The organism is Bradyrhizobium sp. 159, assembly GCF_023073795.1.
Classification (GTDB): Bacteria; Pseudomonadota; Alphaproteobacteria; order Rhizobiales; family Xanthobacteraceae; genus Bradyrhizobium.
In genome coordinates, this window is the sequence record NZ_JADPKE010000079.1 from 1 (window position 1) to 20,190 (window position 20,190).

Annotated in this window: 13 protein-coding genes and 5 pseudogenes; 9 read left to right on the top strand and 9 right to left on the bottom strand. The window is 61.9% G+C overall.

All coding sequences use genetic code 11. The features are described from left to right. Together IVA96_RS21270 and IVA96_RS21275 are read left to right on the top strand one after the other, a co-directional pair. Window positions 1-276 (top strand): lipase family protein (locus tag IVA96_RS21270; protein ID WP_247419077.1); only part of this gene is annotated, 276 nt, incomplete at its 5' end. A 2,337-nt stretch (window positions 277-2,613) separates the two neighbouring features. Next, window positions 2,614-3,814: pseudogene (locus tag IVA96_RS21275) on the top strand (IS256 family transposase). A gap of 42 nt (window positions 3,815-3,856) precedes the next feature. On the opposite strand, the gene IVA96_RS21280 reads toward IVA96_RS21275, so the two are convergent. The 3 genes and pseudogenes from IVA96_RS21280 to IVA96_RS21290 form a co-directional block, all read right to left on the bottom strand. After that, entirely contained in the window at window positions 3,857-4,288 is a 432-nt protein-coding gene (locus IVA96_RS21280) for a hypothetical protein (RefSeq protein ID WP_247419078.1), read from the bottom strand. Between the two features lie 394 nt (window positions 4,289-4,682). Further along, a pseudogene (glgX, locus tag IVA96_RS21285) lies at window positions 4,683-6,916 on the bottom strand (glycogen debranching protein GlgX). A gap of 23 nt (window positions 6,917-6,939) precedes the next feature. After that, window positions 6,940-7,221: a DUF3606 domain-containing protein gene (locus tag IVA96_RS21290; protein ID WP_247281206.1), complete on the bottom strand. Its 282-nt coding sequence runs from the start codon at window positions 7,219-7,221 to the stop codon at window positions 6,940-6,942. Between the two features lie 198 nt (window positions 7,222-7,419). Here IVA96_RS21290 and treZ point away from each other — a divergent pair, with 198 nt between their 5' ends. Then, a complete protein-coding gene (treZ, locus tag IVA96_RS21295) occupies window positions 7,420-9,363 on the top strand; it encodes a malto-oligosyltrehalose trehalohydrolase (protein ID WP_247419079.1) in 1,944 nt (647 codons plus the stop codon). A 301-nt stretch (window positions 9,364-9,664) separates the two neighbouring features. Here treZ and IVA96_RS21300 read toward each other — a convergent pair whose 3' ends face one another. After that, complete coding sequence (locus IVA96_RS21300) at window positions 9,665-9,919, bottom strand: hypothetical protein (protein WP_247354600.1); 255 nt, start codon at window positions 9,917-9,919, stop codon at window positions 9,665-9,667. 1,041 nt (window positions 9,920-10,960) lie between these two features. Here IVA96_RS21300 and IVA96_RS21305 point away from each other — a divergent pair. Further along, window positions 10,961-11,188, top strand: a pseudogene (locus IVA96_RS21305) (Clp protease N-terminal domain-containing protein); the annotation flags it as partial. On the opposite strand, the pseudogene IVA96_RS21310 reads toward IVA96_RS21305, so the two are convergent. The 4 genes and pseudogenes from IVA96_RS21310 to IVA96_RS21325 all read right to left on the bottom strand — a co-directional run. After that, window positions 11,184-11,294, bottom strand: a pseudogene (locus IVA96_RS21310) (branched-chain amino acid ABC transporter permease); the annotation flags it as partial. The pseudogenes IVA96_RS21305 and IVA96_RS21310 sit on opposite strands and share 5 nt — an antisense overlap. A 125-nt stretch (window positions 11,295-11,419) precedes the next feature. Then, complete coding sequence (locus tag IVA96_RS21315) at window positions 11,420-12,661, bottom strand: ABC transporter substrate-binding protein (RefSeq protein ID WP_247419080.1); 1,242 nt, start codon at window positions 12,659-12,661, stop codon at window positions 11,420-11,422. 203 nt (window positions 12,662-12,864) lie between these two features. Beyond that, window positions 12,865-13,335, bottom strand: a complete 471-nt coding sequence (locus tag IVA96_RS21320) for a MarR family winged helix-turn-helix transcriptional regulator (RefSeq protein WP_247298728.1) — start codon at window positions 13,333-13,335, stop codon at window positions 12,865-12,867. Between the two features lie 117 nt (window positions 13,336-13,452). Beyond that, entirely contained in the window at window positions 13,453-13,851 is a 399-nt protein-coding gene (locus IVA96_RS21325) for a hypothetical protein (RefSeq protein ID WP_247298732.1), read from the bottom strand. Between the two features lie 470 nt (window positions 13,852-14,321). Between IVA96_RS21325 and IVA96_RS21330 the strand changes: the two genes are divergently transcribed. The 4 genes from IVA96_RS21330 to IVA96_RS21345 all read left to right on the top strand — a co-directional run bounded on the left by IVA96_RS21330 (window position 14,322) and on the right by IVA96_RS21345 (window position 19,182). Next, window positions 14,322-15,653, top strand: coding sequence for a substrate-binding protein (locus IVA96_RS21330; protein WP_247419085.1), 1,332 nt, complete (start codon window positions 14,322-14,324; stop codon window positions 15,651-15,653). Window positions 15,654-15,752: 99 nt separating this feature from the next. Continuing rightward, window positions 15,753-16,628, top strand: coding sequence for a branched-chain amino acid ABC transporter permease (locus tag IVA96_RS21335; RefSeq protein WP_247298737.1), 876 nt, complete (start codon window positions 15,753-15,755; stop codon window positions 16,626-16,628). Between the two features lie 11 nt (window positions 16,629-16,639). After that, window positions 16,640-18,487, top strand: coding sequence for a branched-chain amino acid ABC transporter ATP-binding protein/permease (locus tag IVA96_RS21340; protein ID WP_247419086.1), 1,848 nt, complete (start codon window positions 16,640-16,642; stop codon window positions 18,485-18,487). Beyond that, window positions 18,484-19,182, top strand: a complete 699-nt coding sequence (locus IVA96_RS21345; protein ID WP_247281197.1) for an ABC transporter ATP-binding protein — start codon at window positions 18,484-18,486, stop codon at window positions 19,180-19,182. Before IVA96_RS21340 ends, IVA96_RS21345 begins: the two co-directional genes overlap by 4 nt. A gap of 58 nt (window positions 19,183-19,240) precedes the next feature. On the opposite strand, the gene IVA96_RS21350 is transcribed toward IVA96_RS21345, so the two are convergent. After that, window positions 19,241-19,666: an HIT family protein gene (locus IVA96_RS21350; protein WP_247281196.1), complete on the bottom strand. Its 426-nt coding sequence runs from the start codon at window positions 19,664-19,666 to the stop codon at window positions 19,241-19,243. Window positions 19,667-19,757: 91 nt separating this feature from the next. Between IVA96_RS21350 and IVA96_RS21355 the strand changes: the two are divergent. Then, window positions 19,758-19,973: pseudogene (locus tag IVA96_RS21355) on the top strand (protein-(glutamine-N5) methyltransferase, release factor-specific); the annotation flags it as partial. Between the last annotated feature and the right edge of the window lie 217 nt (window positions 19,974-20,190).

Genomic DNA, 20,190 nt, shown 5'->3' on the forward strand with positions numbered 1-20,190 from the left:
GAACCTTGGCGATCGCTTCTCGAACAGAACAGCACCAGGGTGCTCTCCCCTGAGATCCCCATCTTTCTTGCGCAGGGGGCCAACGACCAGGTCATCCAGCCCGCGGTCACGCAGGCCTACATGGACAAGTTGTGCAAAGCCGGCAGCAAGGTCAGGATGGTGATGTTGCCCGGCATCGGCCACGGACGCGCAGCCCAGGCGAGCGCGATGGCGGCGGTAAATTGGATGACTGACCGCTTCACGGGAAAAAGACCGCCGGACGATTGCGTCAGATAGGCTTGTCCAGAACGCCAAAGGAGTTGGTCAGCTCTTAGCTACGCCTTCAGCGTGCGGTGGCGTCCCAATTTTCGGCCGTTGCCCAGTAATCAGTAGCGGTCAAAACGTCTCGGTAATCTTGCCAGGCGATCGGCAGTTCGCGGCAGACCTATTCAGGACAACCTGCAGGATCGATCTCACGCGCTCGCAAAACGGCAATTCCTGTTATTAGCTCGTTTAAGCAGCGTCTCATTTAGAAAGCTGCCAAGTTTCGGGAAGCCGCCGAACAGTTGTTGGCGGTACTCAGCGAGACCTTCTAATGAAGCGCGTCAGGCAGGCTGAGGCTGCTTTGCAAATCAATGACTGGTTGGCCGCACCAGGGGTAGCGCCGCCTACTGCACTTGGGCAGGCAGCTGGCACGGCGAAAAGGCCATCTCATGAAGTTTCTGACCGACTATCTTGAGCGCGCGGTCCAGCTAAATCTGGCGATCAGCGAACCGGATTCAGCGTTGAAATTCAGCTGCTTCAACTAGCCGGGCCATATCGCGAGCTGGCCCAAAGCGGGCGAGGACTATGGGGCTCCCGCGGCCAAGTCGACCAAAAATCGTTTGGGTTGAAGACCGGAAGATCTTGGCCAGTGTCAGGAGCTGCGCGGCGAAACCCGCCGAGTGGAAAGAATCGCGGCCGCAGAAAAATCCGCTACTCAGACGTCGTTCGGGGGGTACGCGCCGCGGCCTCCAGTGATTTCTCTGGTGGCAAGCGCCTCAGGTCGCGGCGCCGCGATCGACGGCAAGATCTCGAAGAGCGCCACTAACGCACCCCAACGACGGCTCCCCGATCGTCAGAATGAGACTCATCTCGAGCATTGCCAGTGAAACACCGGGTGCGCCCGCTTAACCCCGCCGCTCAGTCCGCCAGCGCGGTCCGCCGGTCCGTTATTCGGCGCCGCATGGACGAGCTTCCTCGCGGGGTCTGCGGTTGTCACTCCTGCCCTGGCGGGAAGGAGCCACCGTGCCGGTTGCGGCGGCCCGTTCGCCTTATCCACCGTCAGTCCCAGCGTCCCAGCCTCAATCGCCGGCGTCGATCCTCGGTCCCTCAAAATCTGGCCATGCGTCGGCGCCGCGCATGTGGTGCAGGTGAATTTCGGCCCGAAACCGGAGAGGCGGACATCGTCCGGGCATTGGTCGACCTCGGCCAGGGGATAGCCGGATCATGTGGCCGCAGCGGTAGGGCAGCGCGCGAGAGTCTTCGCGCCATGATCCGAACGCCCCAAATTACCTCTCGCGATTTCGTGCCGATGGAGGATCGAGTCCCCGGGAGCGGGCAGGCGGGCGCAAAGCGACAGCGGCGTGGGGCAAGTCAGCAGCGGAGTCCAGCAGCTTGCAAGCGCCTCCTTCGCTAAGTCTGTGGAGCAGCCTGAGTGGGAGCGGTGACCCTGGATTCTTGCGCCGCTTCTGAGGGTGCTTCTCGCGGCCTCCGGTTCTCAGCGGCAGTGATCAAGGATACACCGCGCCGGCCGTCGGAGCGCGCAATTGCGCCGCTACTAAGTGAGGTCGAAAGCAACGCTGTAATGGCCGGAGGTGTTACGGAGGCGAACCTGCCGCAAGCCTCTAAAAACTCGCGCCGATCGTCTTCTTCTTCTGAAGGTGACATCGTACGCCTCATAATTTTTTGAATATAGAAAGTTGGTCGATGGCAGAGTTAAGAGGTTCAATCACGAAATGTAACCACACTCCGTTGGGAATCGAAGTCCTCACATGCTGCCTGGGGCACAAACCATCAATTGCGATCTGAGTGCCCCATGAAGATCATCCTGGTTCGACGGATTCACAAGAGCACTTTAACCCCGCGTGCGATCAAGTTGGAGAGCACCAAGTGGCAAAAGCGACCAAGAGCAAGCGCAAAGAGTACACCAAGGACGATGTCAGGCTAATCAAGGCACATTCCAAGGCTCGCAGGCCGGTGGCCCAAGTTTCTAAGCTGATGAAGCGATCAGAGGGTTCGTTGAGGCAAAAGGCGCGTAGTCTTGGAGTTGGCTTGGGCCATCAGCGCTAACCTGGTGCAAAGAGATGGCAAGCCGCGTAGGCGGGTAGGTCCCTCATCGCTTGAGAAATATAGTCCGAGGGTTCGACGGCTGGACAAAGGCCCGATGGCACCAGAGCCGGGCCCGTCTTCGCGAACCTGCCGATCGGCGTCGGCGCGGTCGTGTCCCCGGTGGTGGTGTAGCTCGGTAGAGCAAAGCCGCCCGGACGCGCGCCGTCACATAGTGCCGTAGCGGGCGGGCGGCTTTGGGGTGGTCACCGGCAGTTCGCCGGTAGGGTCGGGTTGCTGACACCAACCTGATTCGAGGAACCACCGATGACCGATGAGATGATGAACCTCCGCACGCTCGTGGAGAAGACCCCTGATGCGGATCTACTGCGCGAGATGATCGGCTTTGCTGCCCAGCGATTGATGGAGCTGGAAGTGGAAGGCCAGACCGGGGCCGCCTACGGCGAGAAGAACCCGGAGCGTCTGGCACAGCGCAACGGCTACCGCGACCGGACCTGGGAGACCCGCGCCGGCACGGTCGAGCTTCGTATCCCCAAGCTGCGCAAGGGCTCCTACTTCCCGGGCTTTCTGGAGCCGCGCCGGATGGCCGAGAAGGCGCTCACCGCCGTGGTGCAGGAAGCCTATGTGCAAGGCGTCTCGACCCGCTCGGTGGACGACCTTGTTCAGGCCCTGGGAATGAGCGGCATCTCCAAGAGCCAGGTCTCGCGGCTGTGCGCGGAGATCGACGACAAGGTAAAGGCAATTCCTCGGCCGTCCGATCGAGGGCGACTGGCCGTATCTGTGGATCGACGCTACCTACGTGAAGGTGCGCCAGCAGGGGCGTATCGTATCTGTCGCGGTGATCGTCGCGGTCGGCGTCAGCAGCGACGGCCGGCGCGAGGTTCTCGGCATGGACGTCGGGCCCTCCGAGGCCGAGACGTTCTGGACGGCATTCCTGCGCAAGCTCGCCCGCCGCGGCCTGCGCGGCGTCAAGCTGGTCGTCTCCGACGCCCACGAGGGCATCAAGGCCACCGTGGCCAAGGTGCTCAACGCCTCTTGGCAGCGTTGTCGCGTCCACTTCATGCGCAATGCGCTGGCCCATGCCGGCAAGAGCGGCCGTCGCGTCGTCTCCGCCTTCATCGCCACCGCGTTTGCTCAGGACGATGCCGAGGCCGCTAAAATGCAGTGGCGCAAGGTCTCCGACCAGCTCCGTCCCAAGCTGCCCAAGCTTGCCGGCTTCCTCGACGAGGCCGAGACCGACGTGCTCGCCTACATGACGTTCCCACCGCAGCACCGGACCAAGCTGCACTCGACCAATCCGATCGAGCGGCTCAACGGTGAGATCAAGCGGCGCACCGAGGTGATCGGCATCTTCCCCAATGAGGACGCCATCGTCCGCCTCATCGGCGCGATCCTGCTCGAGCAGAACGACGAATGGGCCGTCCAGCGCGCCCGCTACATGACGCTGGAAACTATCGCTCCGTTGAGCGATGATCCAACCGTCAGCCTCCCGGCTATCGCCAGCTGACCAGTCCGGCTCTTGCCGGCGAACGCGGTCTCCCACCGCCAGTTACACCACGCTTAGGGACACGATCGAGTATTGCGCAAACACGGGTCGGAACGTGGCCGAGTGCTGAATCGCCCGTGCGAACCTCCGCACAGGCAACCGGATGGCTTCCCCTCCAACAATCACTGTGGTCCGAGAGAAGGTTGGAAGGGCCGAAACAATAAATCCGCTTACTACTCCTTCACTGCCCACGATTGTTGAGTCAACTTCGCGATCTTCGTCGACCGGAACGGCCAAGCTGACAAAATTTGGGCCGCAGGGAAAATGCAGCGCATCATTGGGATCCCCAGGGTGGGTTAAAACCTGGCCGGCAACGATTTGGCGGATCTCGAGGTAGGGCTGGATTAGCAGAAGGTCTTCATCGCTGAGATTTCGAAGAAGATTATTGGCCGGACGCGTGGTGGCGGCTTTATGCGCCGGAGGCGGTCGCATCATTTATCCGGAATGTTCTAGGACGATCGGCGCTTTCACCTTAGTTCCACAAACCGGAACTGACTGTGCAAATGTGCACACACGCGCGATTTGAGAGAGAGCTCGCCCCTTCTCCTGATGATTTCCAAAGAGAGCCACGCCTCCACTTCCGGGGCAGGCGTGGCCAAGGCGACAGGCGTGCGAAGGCGGCCGAGCTACTCGAGAACGTCAAGATCTGATAGATCGCGGGGGGCAGCCTGAAGGAGCCTCTCGAGCAGTGCGGTAGTCGCGGCACGACTGAAGAGATCGGCTGGGTACCGCCTGATGCTTTGCACGCGACTGATGCATTTTCAGGATTAAGGTGATCGTCCGCGTGGCCCTATTGGGCGAAGTCAACGATGGAGCGTGCGGCCCAGATCTAGCGCGATAACGGCGTATCGGCGATGTCGAGCAACGCGCCGAGCCCCTGACGCAGGCGGCGGGTCGCGACGCTATCGTTGGCAAGTCCAAACACTGCCAGCGAGCGCGCGGTGACACCGCGCGTCCGAGCTCGAAGTCCGTCATGGACGCATCCGGCTGGTTGGTGTCGATCAGGCTGAGCCAGCTGCGCCCGTCGGTGACCGCCGGCAAGATGAAGTTCACGATGTCATGGTGGGCGTTGTAGACCAGAAGCATCGTCGCATCCGAGCCGCGTCGCTTGATGCCGGTCTCCTGGGCGCGCCCGTCGAGCAGCATGCCAAAGCACTTGGCGTTGCCGTCCTGCCATTGCTCGTCGGTCATCTCTTCGCCGGACGGTGACAGCCAGGTCACGTCCTTGACGTCGAGTTCTTCATGGTGGGAGCCGATCAGGAACCGGCTGCGATAGAGGATCGGGAAGGCCTTGCGTGTCGCAATCAGCTTGCGCGTGAATTCACGAAGATTGCGGCCGTTTGCCGAGATACCCATCCAGTCGAGCCAGGTGGTCTCGTTGTCCTGGGCATACGCATTGTTGTTGCCTCGCTGAGTGTGTCCAAACTCGTCGCCCGCGAGCAGCATTGGCGTGCCGTGGGACAGCAGCATCGTCGCGAGCATGTTCCGCTTCTGGCGTTCGCGCAGCGCCGTGATCTCTTGATCGTCCGTGGCTCCTTCGGCGCCGCAATTCCAGGAATGGTTGTTGCTGTGGCCGTCGCGATTGTTCTCCCCGTTCGCCTCGTTGTGCTTTTCATTGTACGAGACGAGATCATTGAGGTTGAAGCCGTCATGCGCGGTGACGAAGTTGACGCTCGCCCATGGCCGCCGCCCCCGCTTGTTGAAGAGATCGCCGGACCCTGACACACGTTTGGCAAGGTTTGCCAGCGTGCCTTCATCACCCTTCCAGAAGGCGCGCACGGTATCCCTGAACTTGTCATTCCACTCGGCCCAGCCGGGCGGAAACTGGCCGACCTGGTAGCCGCCAGGGCCGATGTCCCAAGGCTCTGCGATCAGCTTGACGCTGGACAGCACCGGATCCTGACGGCAGGCGTCGAGGAAGCCACCGCCTTCGTCGAAGCCATAGGGCTCGCGCGCGAGGATGGTGGCCAGGTCGAAGCGGAAACCGTCGACCCGCATCTCCGTCGCCCAATAGCGCAGGGAATCCGCAACCAGTTGCAGCACCCGTGGGTGGGAGAGGTTCACCGTATTTCCGGTGCCGGTATCATTGATGTAGTAGCGCTTCTGGTCCGGCAGCAGGCGGTAATAGCTGGCGTTGTCGATCCCCTTGAACGACAAGGTCGGGCCGAGTTCGTTGCCTTCCGCCGTGTGATTGTAGACGACGTCGAGGACGACCTCGATGCCATGGGCATGGAACTGGTTGACCATTTCCTTGAATTCGTTCGCGAACGGCGTCCTCAGGTAACGCGGCTCTGGCGCGAAGAAGGCAATGGAATTGTAGCCCCAGTAATTGCGCAGGCCCTTGTCGACCAAGTAGCTATCGTCGACGAAGGCATGGATCGGCAGCAGCTCCGCACTGGTGATCCCGAGCAAGCGCAGATACGCGGGGATTTCCGAATGCGCGAGGCCGGAGAACGTGCCGCGGTCTGCCTCGGGCACCAGCGGATGCAGCTGCGTAAAACCCTTGACGTGCATTTCGTAGACGATCGTCCGCTCCCACGGTACCTCGGGTTTGCGCGCCGCGCCCCAGGTGAACGCGGGGTCGATGACGCGGCACTTCTGCATCAGCGGCGCGCTGTCGCGCTCGTCATAGGAGAGGTCCTTGTCGGCGTGATCGAGCTGGTACCCGAACAGCTCGGGCGCCCAACGCAGTTGCCCGACCAGCTGCTTGGCATACGGATCGAGCAGGAGCTTGTTGGGATTGAAGCGGTGTCCGGCGTCAGGCTCATAGGGTCCATGGACGCGATAGCCGTAGACGGTGCCGGGACGGGCCGAGGGCAGATAGCCGTGCCAGACCTCGTCGGTGTATTCCGGAAGCTCGATCCGCTCGAGTTCGGTTTCACCGTTGTCGTCGAACAGGCAGAGCTCGACATTGGTGGCGTGGGCCGAGAACAGCGCGAAATTGACCCCGAGGCCGTCCCAGGTGGCGCCGAGCGGAAACGGTTTGCCCTCGGTGATACGGGATCGGCGGAGGCTCGACGCCGCCCGCGTCAGGGCGTCGTCCGATTGCGTCTTTTGGTCCATGTCTGCCCCCGATGACAATCCGGTCAGGATGTCGGCGCTGGTGTGGGTATCTCGGTTGCGGCCTGCTCGGTGGCCGCAGCCGAGGCGATCACGGCCGCGGGAGGTACGTCGGCCGGCTTGGCCGGCGGGTTGGCGCGCTGCTTGGCGACTTCCTTGCTGATCGCGGAGATCGAATTGCCGATACGCTCGGCGATCGCGGTCAGCTCGGCATCGGACAGACCCAAACGTTTTCTCACGAGGCGCATTTGAGTGCGGTCGGTCAGGTCGAGCTTGTTGCGAATCGGTTTTGGCGTCGAGCGGCGCATGGTGGCAACTCCTGTGTGTTGGTCGTAACAGTCGCCTGATCATTCCGTTCCAGCGGGTAGCAAATGGCGTTAGCTGGTCGCGCTTATCTCCAGACCGGCGGAAGGTATGGGCATCCGGATCGCCTCTTCGGTTGCGGGTTCACGGTGGCAGGGCTCGGATCGGCTGTGGCTGGCGCGAACGCCTGTGGCGAGGAACGAATGCACGCACGCCAGCTTTTTCCTGCGCAGGCATCCTTTCAAGCGATCGTAACGACCGACCCATCGCGGTTCGCCGAGGCATGCCCAACTCCGTGCATGGGCGCGAAAGGGAAAGATTTGATTCAGAGACTGGGAATTGCCGGACAGGCCCGGCGACACGGTGCTTACATCGTCGATCAGGGGATAAGCTTCAACCTCTGGGCCCCGACGGCTCGCTCGGTGGAGTTGCTGGAGGTGGGGCGACCGCCACAGCGGATGGTGGGCGATGACGACGGCTGGTACCAGCTGCTCAGCCCGACAGCGCATGTCGGCACGCGCTATCAGTTTAGGATCGACCAGGACCTCATCGTCCCGGATCCGGCCTCGTTCTTCCAGCCTGATGATGTCGGTGCGCCCAGCGAGGTGATCGATACGTCGGGGTTACGTGATGCCACCCTCTATCCGGGGCGGCCATGGGCGGACGCCGTGATCTACGAGCTGCACGTCGGCACCTTCAGCGAGGAGGGGACGTATGCCGGCGTCGAGAAGCGGCTGCCCCATCTGCGCGATCTCGGCATCACGGCCATCGAGCTGATGCCGATCAACGACGTCCCCGGCCGGCACAATTGGGGTTATGACGGCGTGCTGCTGAATGCGCCCAATGCTCGCTACGGCAGGCCGCAGGATCTCAAGCGGCTGTCGCGGGCAGCCCACGATCTCGACATCATGGTCTACCTCGACGTGGTCTATAACCACTTCGGACCGCAGTTGAATTATCTGCACAGCTACGCGGAGAATTTCTTCAACAAACGCCACAGCACCGGCTGGGGGCCTGCCGTCAACCTCGAGGGACGCGATGGCGCGTTCGTGCGCGAGTTCCTGATCGAGAACGCGCTGATGTGGTTGCGCGACTACGGCTTCGACGGGCTACGCTTCGATGCCGTTCATGCGCTGAAGGACGATTCCGAACGGCATTTCCTGGTCGAGCTTGCCGAGACCATCCGGCATGAATTGCCGGGCCGGCGCGTGCATCTGATGCTGGAGAATGAGGCCAATCAGGCGCACCTGCTGGACCGAGTGGACGGAGCCCCGAGATATTACGACGCCCAGTGGGGTGACGATTTCCACAATGCGCTTCATGTCCTGCTGACGGGAGAAGAGGAGGGATATTACCGCGCGTTTGCGGACAAGCCGCTCGAACACCTTGCGCGATCGCTCACGGAAGGTTTTGCCTACCAAGGCGAGATCTTCGCGCTTCATAACGAGCCTCGCGGCGAGCCGAGCGCCCATCTGCCGCCGGACGCCACGATCTTCTTCGCGCAGAACCATGATCAGATCGGCAATCGGGGTTTGGGCGAGCGACTATCAAAATTGGTGAGCCCGGAAAAGCTTTGCCAGGCGATGGCGTTGGTCTTGCTCAATCCGCACATTCCGATGCTTTTCATGGGGGAGGAAGCGGCTGTCGAAACGCCGTTCCTGTTCTTTGCAGACTGGACGGGACAAGCCGCCGAGTTGACGCGGGAAGGGCGGCGCAAGGAGTTTTCCCACTTCAAGGCCTTCTCGACGCCCGAAATGCGTGCCAGGATTCCAGACCCGTGCGACGAAACGACGTTTCAGGCCTCGAAGCTCGACTGGAATAGCATCGACCATTCTCCCGGGAGCGCCAAGTTTCGGACGCTGACGACGCAGCTGCTGAAGATACGGCACGACAAGATCGTACCTCTTATCAAACAGGGCTTCGTTTCGGCGCGACGTGAGCTACTGGGCCAGGATAGCGGCAGTGGCGGTGTGGACGTGCGCTGGCAGACTGAGAGGGGGGACATTCTGCAGATTGTCGCCAACTTTGGCGACCACCAGCTGCCCATGCCGGATTTGGTCGCAGGCGATTGCTTGTGGCGAGGAGTCCCCGCAGAATCGGGAGCGCTACTGCCAGGCGATATCACGGTACAACTTGGTCAGCTCTGAGACGCCAAAGGACGATGTTAGTGGGCAAGAGGGATCAAGGGCCTTGTCGATTTACACGCACTGAAGACGTCAGTGCCCTAAGTGGAACTTCGAGGTCCCAAATTTGCGTTCTCCGGCGGACTAGAGGGCATCCCACAGTGCTTTGCCCGCCCGGATGCGAGCTTCCGATGCGCTTCAGCCTGTTGCAAAGCTGTTCTTTCAGCCCGAGTCCGGCTCACCGCTCGCCAGCCGCTCGACCCGAATAGCCTATTCAAGATACTCTGTCAGCAATTTCACCCGAGTGCCGACGCGTTGGGTACTACTACACCCCGGGACGTGCGTCGCCCCTTGGGAGCGTCGATTTGCCGAATGGATGCTCGGCCGTCTCGCGACGCTGGCGCATGGCTTGCGGGTTCGCATCGAGGCACTGCTGCACAGCTGCAAAGTACATGTTCATGCTCCATCGTGTGCTGCCCTGAATTGCCCGATCCTTGGTGGGTCGGTCGTCAGCGTCGTATTGATGTTCAGCAGAAAACTGCCACGGCGCATCGATGTAGTTAGCGCCGCTGGCCGACATCGAACTTGTACGTCAATACCAGTTATGAAAAATTGCGACGCTTTTCATAGCCTAGACTTCTCCGACGTTTTCTGTTCCTCGCTAAGGCTCTCCATTCTGCTCTTTGCTTCCTTGATGTGGACTGCGGCTCGCCCCAGAGTAGCTCCTTCGGCTGTGAAGGAGGCCTAATCTTGAGACGGCGTGGTCCAGACCTCGAAGACGATATCGAAGTTGAACGTGGTGCAGCCGCAGATGAGTTGATGCCCCGCCATCTGTGTCGCCTCCCATTTGCGCAGCGGTTGACCTGCACCATCACGGAGGCCTGTGAAGTGAACTCGGGCGCACTAAGTTTTATGAACTTATCGGGGATGGTCGAGTGGCCAAGAGTTGGACGACGTTTTTCATCTGAGGCTGCGAAGTCGCTGTCAAAATTCCATAACATCCGATTTGCGAATGTCCGGAGTTCGCGCAAAGCGGACTAGAGTCGCCCAGGCGGCCGAAGGCCGCCCGGAGTCACTCCTCGCGGCAGGCTATTGCGGCGCGGGAACCGCGACAACTATTGCTCAACTTCGCTCGCCGCCGACAAGGTAGGCTGTTCGCGCATCGCTGGCCGGTAGCGCTTGGTTAGTTTGGCTATCCGGATTTTCGTGTGGATCCGCGGACGGATTGACGTTTTTCGAGCTGACTTGCGAGAGGGACGAGAATTAGCAAGAATCGCCACGGTTGGACGACGCAAGTCGGCTGCAGGTGAGACGCGCGGTCCGAGCGGTTGGCTGGCGCGGACAGGGCACGGCTCAAAGGCGCCGATATGCGCCCACTATCGCAGTAGGCTTCAGCGTCGACGGCGAAAACCGCTTGGCGAATTGACGAATGTCAGTGCGAGCTTGCGGAAACCCAAAGAGCATGCCGTCTGTTGCCTTGCGCACAATTCACTAAGCGGCGCGCGGTTTGGGGATCAGATCGCGGATCTTCAATGCCTTGATCGCGGTCGAACGCTAAACCGGTACCTCCTTTTGCTGATCGCACTCGGGGGCGAAGCGGCATCGCCGAGGGAAGACGATGATGAATATTGAACGATATACCGAGCGCTCGCCCGGTTTCATCCAGTCCGCGCAGTCGCTGGCGATGCGCGAAGGTCATCAGCAGTTTTCCACCCTGCATCTGCTGAAGGTCCTGCTGGATGACAGCGAGGGGCTTGCTGGCGGTCTGATCGACCGCGCCGGCGGCGATTCCCGTGCAATCCTGAAGGCGACCGAGGATGCCCTGAACAAGCTGCCAAAGGTCTCCGGCTGCGCATGGTGAAGAAATAGGCGATCAGCTCCTGGATCATGATGCCCCAGAGCAGGGTGCCGGTGAGGACGAAGATCTCCTTCTCCTCATTGGGAATGCGCCGCGAATCCAAGATGTGGAAGACTCGCATTGATAATAGGCCGCATGGCAGCGGGGCTGCCGCTTTGAGAAAGAGTGCTGTGTGGGACGCGTGCGGAAGCTCCTGGGAAGTGGCCCAGGGAGCATTTCCTGCTAGTTGCTGAGCTTGATGAAGTTCGGGAACTTGACGTCGACCGTGGCGACGTCCTTGGGCCAGACCGCGCTCTGCTTGCCGTTCTGCCATTGCAGCATCAGGCCGGTGATCAAGCCCTTGCCATATTTTATCGAGTGCGTGAACGGGTCGTCCTTGCCGTAGAACTGGACGCGGCCAATGGTGCCTTCCCAGTCGGTCTTCTCCAGCGCAGCAACGAGCTTGTCCGCCTCGGTCGAACCGGCCCGTTTCACCGCATCGGCAATGTAATAGACCTCGTCATAGGCAGTGTAGCCGGCATACGACGGATAGTTACCGAACTTCTTCTTGAAGTTCTCCGCGAACGGCACCGACTTCGGCGTGACAGCCACACCCGGTCCCGAGACGCCCTGATAGAGGACGCCTTCCGCGGCCTGGTTGGTGTCCTTACCGAACGTTTCGTTGGTGGCTTGCGAGGAGATGCCGAACATCGGGATCGGCACCTGCTGGTTCTTCCACTGCACCGTCGGCTGCACACCGACATGGGAAATGCCGGTGATGATCACGTCGGGCTTGGAGCCCTCGATCTTATTGAAGATCGGCGTAAAATCGGTGGTGTCAGGGGAGAAGCGGATGTGGTCGAGCACTTTCAGCCCGATTTTGGGCAGGCATTCCTCGTAGCCGATGTCGAGCGGCTTGGTCCAGGCAGCGTCCTCGCTCATGATGACTGCTGTCTTCATGTGCATCTTGTCGACGAGCAAGTCCTTGGCGCCATCGCAAACCGAGAGCGCCAGGGCCGCCGAAGTCAGATAGCCGTGGAAGGTGTACTTGTTCTTCTCGTAATCGGCATGGACGCTCTTGCTGATCTCGTTGGAGGCAGCACCGGGCGTGACGAACGGTGTCTTCAGCCGCGAAGCCCACGGTTCCAGCGCAAGTACGACCTCGCTGATGTAGCTTGCGATGACTGCGTTGACCTTGTCCTCGTTGACGGCACGCTGGAAGGCACGCACAGAATCCGCGGAAGAGGAGTGATTGTCGTAGGAGATAATTTCGATCTTGCGTCCATCGACGCCGCCATTGGCGTTGATCTCGTCAGCGGCAAGTTGCGCCGCCTGTGGGATGGAGGCGCCGGCGATCGCCTGCGCTTCCGCGATAACGCCGATCCGAAGTGGATCCGCCGCAAGTGCCGCGCCTGGTGCCGTCATCAGCACACTGGCCGCAGTACCAAGTGCTATTCGCAACGCAACAGAGAGTCTCTTTTTCATGTTGTTCTCTCCCTTCAACAGGCCTCTTGTGAGCCATTGGGGCGCGACTATAGCGGCCTACAGATTCTCGGCAAGTGAAACTGCATTCATGATTGCGGGGAGCGGCCTCGCATACTGGCATCCGAGAAGGGCGGCGCGACGAGTATTCAAGTGTGGTTGGACTTCCGAAACGAGCTCAGCGCACCTGACTCACGCCATCTCCCTCAGCGCGCTTTGGTCCGGAACGACCGCAGCATCTTGGCCAAGCCGGGAGCGGCGGCACTCAGCTCGTCCAGATGTATGCGCGAGAGCGATCGCAGCTTCTGCTCGCCCTTGGCCGTCAGCTTGACGAGAACGCGCCTTGTGTCCTCGGGATCGGCTTCCCGGCCGATCAGCTTGAGTTTCGCCATGCGATCCACCAGCTCCACCGCCGTATGGTGCCGGATCAGGAGGAAGCCGGCGATGTCGCCAATGCTGGCGCCGCCGGGGCTGGCGAACCCCTTGATCGCCAGCAACGCCTGATGCTGCTGTGGCGTCAGCCCGGCGTTCTGGGCCGCGGCTTCGCTGAAAGCAAGGAAGGTTCGCAACTGGTAGCGGAATCGGGCTAGCGCCGCGTAGTCGGCCTCACGCATCGCGCCGCCCTTGGCGGGCACGCCATGCGCCCTGCGTCCAGTCTTCCGCTTTGATTCAGCCATTCCTGCCTTCGACGTCAGCCCGCCGGCGAAGCGGTCGCTGCCGAGACTATCAAGGAAGGACGGCGGGACCAATCGGCGGGGCCGCGGATGCACAAATATCCGGTGCTCCCCAGCTGCCTATTCGAAGCTGGACAGCAGGATCTTGACCAGGATGACCTGGAACGCGATCGGGATGCGGACGCTCTTCCGCCTGATCGAGCGCTGCAGCGCGCCCGCGATCTCGGCGCTGGTCAGGTTACCGGCCGCCGCATCGGTGATCAACTCGCCCCACATCTGCGACAGCGAGCCGCCGGGCGGGATCACGGGCTTGATGGTCACGCCGCAGCCCTGCGCCCAGTCGACGATCTCCCGCATGGTGTGAGGACCGCAGTTGCGCGCAGTTGCGAGGCGCTCGGCCGTCAGCGCGCGCAGCAGTTCACGCGAGGGCGACCAAGTCCCCTTCGGTGGCTGCTCGCCGGTGAGTTCGACCGCGAGCTCCTTCAGGACATTCTGGGCGCGCCCGCTCAGCTTCTGCATCGGGCCAAGTTCCCGTTTCGCCTGAATGGCGCCAACCGCTAGTCCCCGCTTGCCGGCAGACCGGTTGCGCGGCTCGGACATGCGGGCCGCATCGCTGGACTGCGGCGCCGCACGCGTGTCGCTCCCCTCTCTGACCGGCCACGCCGCCTCCTGCAACTCCGCCTTTTGCGGCCAAGAGCGTCGCTTCCGGGCACCCGCTATCGTCGTTTGCCGCGCCATTTCTCCCGCTGAACCCTCCAGCCTCTTACTCACAAAGACTAATATATATCGCAATCCGATATGTTTTCACGTGACAATTTTTGTCGTTCGACCAAAGGCGAAATTGACAGAAGGACTTCACAAGCAATGTTTACGTGCAGGAGCTACACGCGGATGTGACGTGCCCGGTGCAGGCAGGCCCTCGAGGTCTGCTGCCGCCGGACAGGTCGTGTTGTGCCTGCAAACAAGAATGACATTCGGAGGAAACGATCATGACCGACAATCTCATCCGCCGCGGCCTCTCGCGCCGCAGCCTGCTCCAGACCACTGCAGGTCTCATCGGCGGCTCGGTGCTGCCGGCAATGCCGGCCCTTGCCGAGGACAGGCCGATCGGCACTTATCCTGCGGGCGTGTCCGGGTCCACGGCCTTCATCGGAATCTCGGTGCCGCGCACCGGCACCTATGCCGTCCAGGGCGAAGACGAACTCAAGGGCTATCAACTCGCGATCGAGCACATCAACAGCGGTCACGACCTGATCAAGAAGATCTCGCCGAAGACCAGCAAGGGCGTGCTCGGCAAGGAGCTCAAGTTTGGCGTCGCGGATTCCGCGGCCAAGCCGAACGAGGCGGTGCAGGCGCAGCAGCGCTTCATCAGCGAGAACAAGGCGATCATGATCACCGGCGGCACCTCGAGCGCGGTCGCGGTCGCGCTCAACAAGCTCGCCCAGCGCGAGAAGGTGATCTTCGTGTGCGGCATTTCCGGCTCGAACGACACCACCGGCAAGGACTGCGTCCGCTACGGCTTCCGCCAGAACTTCTTCGGCCAGACCGCCGCCGCGGCGATCGGCCCCGTCATGGCCAAGGAGTTCGGCAAGGGCAAGAAGGCTGCGTATCTCACGCCGGACTACACCTACGGTCACACCGTCACCAAGTCGATGCAGGACTTCCTTGCGACCGCCGGCTGGACCACCGTGACCAACCAGGTGGCGCCGCTCGGTGCGCCTGACTACTCCTCATATCTTCTGAACGTCGCGAATTCCGGCGCCGACGTGCTGATCAACGTCAACTGGGGCCACGACGCGGTGCTGTCGACCCAGCAGGCCAAGCAGTTCGGTGTCCTCGACAAGATGAAGCTGGTGGTACCGTATCAGGTGCCGTTCATTGCCCGGGAGACCGGCGGCTTGATGCAGGGCGTCTACGCTGCCACCGACTATTGGTGGACACTTGAGGACAAGTTCCCGCTGGCCAAGATGTTCAACGAGGCCTTCGAGAAGAAGTACGGCTACAAGCCGGAATGGGGCGCGGAGAACGCCTATGTCAGCTTCGCGCACTGGGCCCGCATGTGCGAGCAGGCCGGCAGCTTCAACCCGCCCGATGTGATCAAGGCCTATGAGAAGGGCGAGACGATCCCCTCGCTCGTCGGCGACGTGCATTACCGTCCCGAGGACCATCAGTGCGTCCGCCCGGTGGTCATCGTAAAGGGTAAGCAGCAGAAAGACATGAAGAACAAGGAAGACTGGTACGACGTGGTCGAGGTCGTCCCCGGCGACGGCCTGATGCAGAAGCCGGACGCCTTCGGCTGCCATCTCGGCGACTACAGCTGAGCCCGCTCTAAGCCCTGTGACGCCGCGGGCTGCCCTCTGCTCCGTGCGGCGTCACCTTTTTGGCGCGCTCCGTCGCGCCTGCGCAGCAGTGACCATTTCATGATCAGTTGGCCCAACCTCGTTTCGCAGCTTTTCAACGGGCTGGCGCTCGGCGCGCTGCTCGCGCTGATCAGCTCCGGTCTGACCATCATCTACGGCACGCTCGGCGTCCTCAACCTCGCCCATGGCGCGATGTTCATGATCGGCGGCTACGCCGGCTTTGTCGCCTACCAGTACACGGAATCGTTCGTCCTCGCCGTTATCGCGGGATCGCTGTTCGTGATGCTGCTCGGCGTGCTCATGGAACGCGTCATCATCCGCCATTTCTATCATCGCCCGCACGAGGATCAGCTGCTGGTGACCTTCGGGCTCGGTATCTGCTTCGTCGAGCTCGTGCGCCTGATCTTCTCGAGCCAGTCGCAGCTGGTGCCACCCCCGGCGATGTTCCGGGGCATCACTAATCTCGGCTTCATGTTTTATCCGACCTACCGCCTCGCCGTGGTCGGCATCGTCGCCATCGCCCTCGGCGCGCTGTTCATCATCCTCTACCGGACCAGGCTCGGCATGATCGTGCGCGCCGGCATCGAGGATTCTGTGATGGTCGATTCGCTCGGCATCAACGTCTATCGCGTCTTCATGGTCGTGTTCGGCATCGGTGCAATGGCCGCCGGCTTTGCCGGGATCGTCAACGCGCCGGTGGTTTCGCTGACACCGGGCATCGGTGACGACATCCTGGTCCAGACGTTCGTGGTGGTGGTGATCGGCGGCGTCGGCTCGTTCCCCGGTGCGATCCTCGGCGGCCTGATTGCCGGCGAGATCATCAGCGTCACCTCCATGTTCAACCCCGGCTACGCCTATGTGATGCTGTTTGCGGTGATGACGCTCGTACTCGTGGTGCGACCGCATGGCCTGCTCGGCGTTCAGGGCCGCGAGTAAGTGATTTCGTCATGCTCAAGCAACGTCAGTTCCTGATCGAGACGCTAACGGCCATCGGCCTGATCGCGGCTCCGTTTGTGCTGCCCCATCTCGGCTTCGCGCCGAACACCGTCAATCGAATCCTGGTCTGGGGCCTATTCGGGCTCGGCTTCGACATCCTGTTCGGCTTCACGGGGTTGTTGTCGTTCGGCCAGTCCGCCTTCTATGGCACCGGCGGCTTCGTCGCGGCCTATCTCCTGACGCGCGCCGGCTTCAGCAACGTGCTGGGCGCGCTGATCATCGGCATGATCGCCGCCGCCGTGACCGGTTATCTTGTCGGCCTGATCGCGCTGCGCCGGACCGGCATCTATTTCGCCATGATCACCGTGGCGATCGCGCAGGTGTTCTTCTTCGTCGAGTTCAATCCGCTCTCGGATTTTACCGGCGGCGAGAACGGCCTGCCCGGCGTCCCGACGCCGAGTTTCAATCTCGGCTTCACCACGGTCCACTTCACCAACGGCTGGTCGCTCTATCAATTCATCGCTCTGTGCTATTTCATCGGCGTCATCATCGCGCTCAGGATCGTCCGCTCGCCGGTCGGGGCGATTCTGAGCGCGATCCGGGACAATCCGCTGCGCGCCACGGCCGTCGGCCACAACATCCATGGCTACAAGCTGACTGCTTTCGTGATCGCCGCCGCCTATGCGGGGTTTGCCGGCGGCCTCCTCGGCGTGCTCCAGGCCTTCATGCCGCCGGACGCGTTCACGTTCGACACCTCCGGCCAATTGGTGATGCAGACCGCCATTGGCGGCAGGAGCACGCTGTTCGGGCCGCTGGTCGGCGCGGCGGTCTGGCTCTTCCTGCAGGACTTCCTGCAGGCCGCGTTGGGCCTCGGAGCCGCCTGGAAGCTCGTGCTGGGTGTCGTGTTCGTGCTGCTGGTCTGCTTTCTGCGCGGCGGCATCATCGGCGGCCTCGCCGATCTCTATCGCCTCGCCTCCGGCAGGCGTAAGCGGACGGAAGCAGAGGCTGAACAAGAGGCTACGGACGCCGCGCCGACACGGCAACCTGCGCCAGCATCGATGCAGGCCAAAGAAGTCGAACATCCTGCGTATTCCAGGCCGATCCTGAAGGCCACAGGTCTCACCAAACGCTATGGCGGCCTCGTCGCCAACAGCGACATCGATTTCAGCGTCAATCAGGGCGAGCTGCGCGGCATCATCGGTCCTAACGGCGCCGGCAAGTCGACTTTCTTCAAGATGTTGACCTGCGAGGTCGCCCCGACGTCGGGCCAGATCGTGTTCGAGGGCCGCGACATCACGGGACTGAAGATCACCGAGGTTTGCCAGCTCGGGCTCACCAAGAGCTACCAGGTCAACCAGCTCTTCACCGGCCTCACCGTTCGCCAGAACCTGACGATCGCCGCGCTTGCCGAGCTGCGCGGAAAATTCCGGCTCGATTTGTTCCGCAAGCTCTCGGGCATCAAGGGCCTGGCCGAGCAGGTCGAGCACACGCTGGCCCTTGTCAATCTGACCCGCCGCGCCGACACGCCCGTATCCGAGCTCGCCTATGGCGAGAAACGCAGGCTGGAGATCGGGCTTGCGCTCGCAACCTCGCCGCGCCTGCTGCTGCTCGACGAGCCGCTCGCCGGCATGAGCCCGCGCGAGCGGGTCGAGACCGTTAAGTTGCTCAAGTTGATCGCGCGCGGCCGCACCATGATCATCATCGACCACGACATGGATGCCCTGTTCGAGCTGGTCGAGCGCATTACCGTGCTCCAGGAAGGCCGCGTGCTGGTCTCCGGAACGCCCGAGGAAATCAAGACCAACGCCGCGGTGCAGGAAGCCTATCTCGGCGGCGTCCACGGAGAGATCGCCGCATGAGCCTGATCGAGGTCAACGGCCTGAACAGTTATTACGGGGACTCCCACATCCTGTTCGACGTCGCCATGCATGTCGACCGTCACGAGGTGGTGGCACTGCTCGGCCGCAACGGCGCCGGCAAGAGCACCACGCTGAAGAGCCTGATGGGCGTCGTGACACCCCGCAGCGGCAGCGTGAAATTCGACGGCATCGATATCGCCGGGCGCAGAAGCCACAAGATCGCGCAAGCGGGCATGCAACTGGTGCACGAGGAGCGCCGGATCTTCGGCAGCCTGTCGGTGGAGGAGAACATCCTCCTTGCACAGATCACCGCGCCCAAACGCTGGCCGCTCGGCCGCATCTACGAGATGTTTCCCCGGCTGAAGGAGCGTCGCAACAACCGTGGCACCGAGCTTTCCGGCGGGGAGCAGCAGATGCTCGCGATCGCGCGGGCGCTGGTGCGCGATCCCAAGATCGTGCTGCTGGACGAGCCGTTCGAGGGCCTTGCGCCTGTGATCGTCCAGGATCTCGTCAAGGCCTGCCGCGAGCTGGCGGCGGCCGGCCAGACCATCGTGCTGGTGGAGCAGAATCTGGCGGCGACGCTAGCGCTGGCGAGCCGGATCTACATCATCAACAACGGCCACATTGTGCACGAGGGGCCGGCGCAGGAGCTGAAGGCCCAGCCGGAACTGCTACAGCGCTATCTCGGCGTTTAGACGGATGTTTGAGCATGATCTCTTCGGAATGCCGCGGCACACTTTTCCGGATCATGCTCTAGCCGGCGAGCGCCGCGACCATCCGTCTGGCGTGATCGGCGAGCACGGCCATGTCTTCCTTGCGCGTCTGCGCCGGCAACAGCTCGATCCCGGACCTGACGGGCATGACGTGCATGTGCAGGTGAAAAACCACCTGGCCGCTGGCCGGCTCACTGAATTGCTGCAGGATAATACCCTCGGCGTCGAACGCCTTCATCGCCGCAATCGCGATCCGCTTAGCGGTTCTCGCAACCGCGGCGAGATCGTCATCGGCGATGTCGAGGATGCCGCGCGCCGGCGCGCGAGGAATGACCAGCGTGTGTCCGGGCGAGCGCGGCATAATATCCAGGAAGGCGAAGCTGCGGTCGTCCCTGAAAACTTCGAAGCAGGGAATCTCGCCGCGCAGGATCTTCGCGAAGACGTTCTGATCGTCATAGGCCGCCATGAACCCCTCCCATCGCTGCGAGGTACGATCAAACGCGCTCCTTTCCGTTGACGCAAGCAAGCCTGCCGATCTATCCACGATGCCAAGCGAGATGGTTCCATTGACGACAGGCTTTGATCCCGGAAACAGCATCGAGAGTGCGCGTCGCGCCCTCGCCGCGCGATTGCGATCGGCCGGCATCGAGGAGTCCGCTCTCGCCGCGCGCCTTCTCGTCGGCGCGGCTCTGGAGCTCGATCTGACCGGAATGGTGACGCAGGCGGCGCGAAAGCTTACGCTAGAGGAGACCGCGCGCCTCGAACGATATGCGTAGCAGCGCTATCTCGGCGTCTAGCGAGGCGCCGATCAGCGTGTCGAAACCGTCGATGGGGTCTTGTTCGCCGAGTTGCTTAGCGGTGTTCACGTACAGGAATACGACCATTATCCCTCTTCAACATACACTGGCCCAGGACGGACGACACCTCATGACCGCGGCACAATCCCGCCAGTCTGCTCGTCGTGATCGCCGGCTCGACCGGCCACGGCAC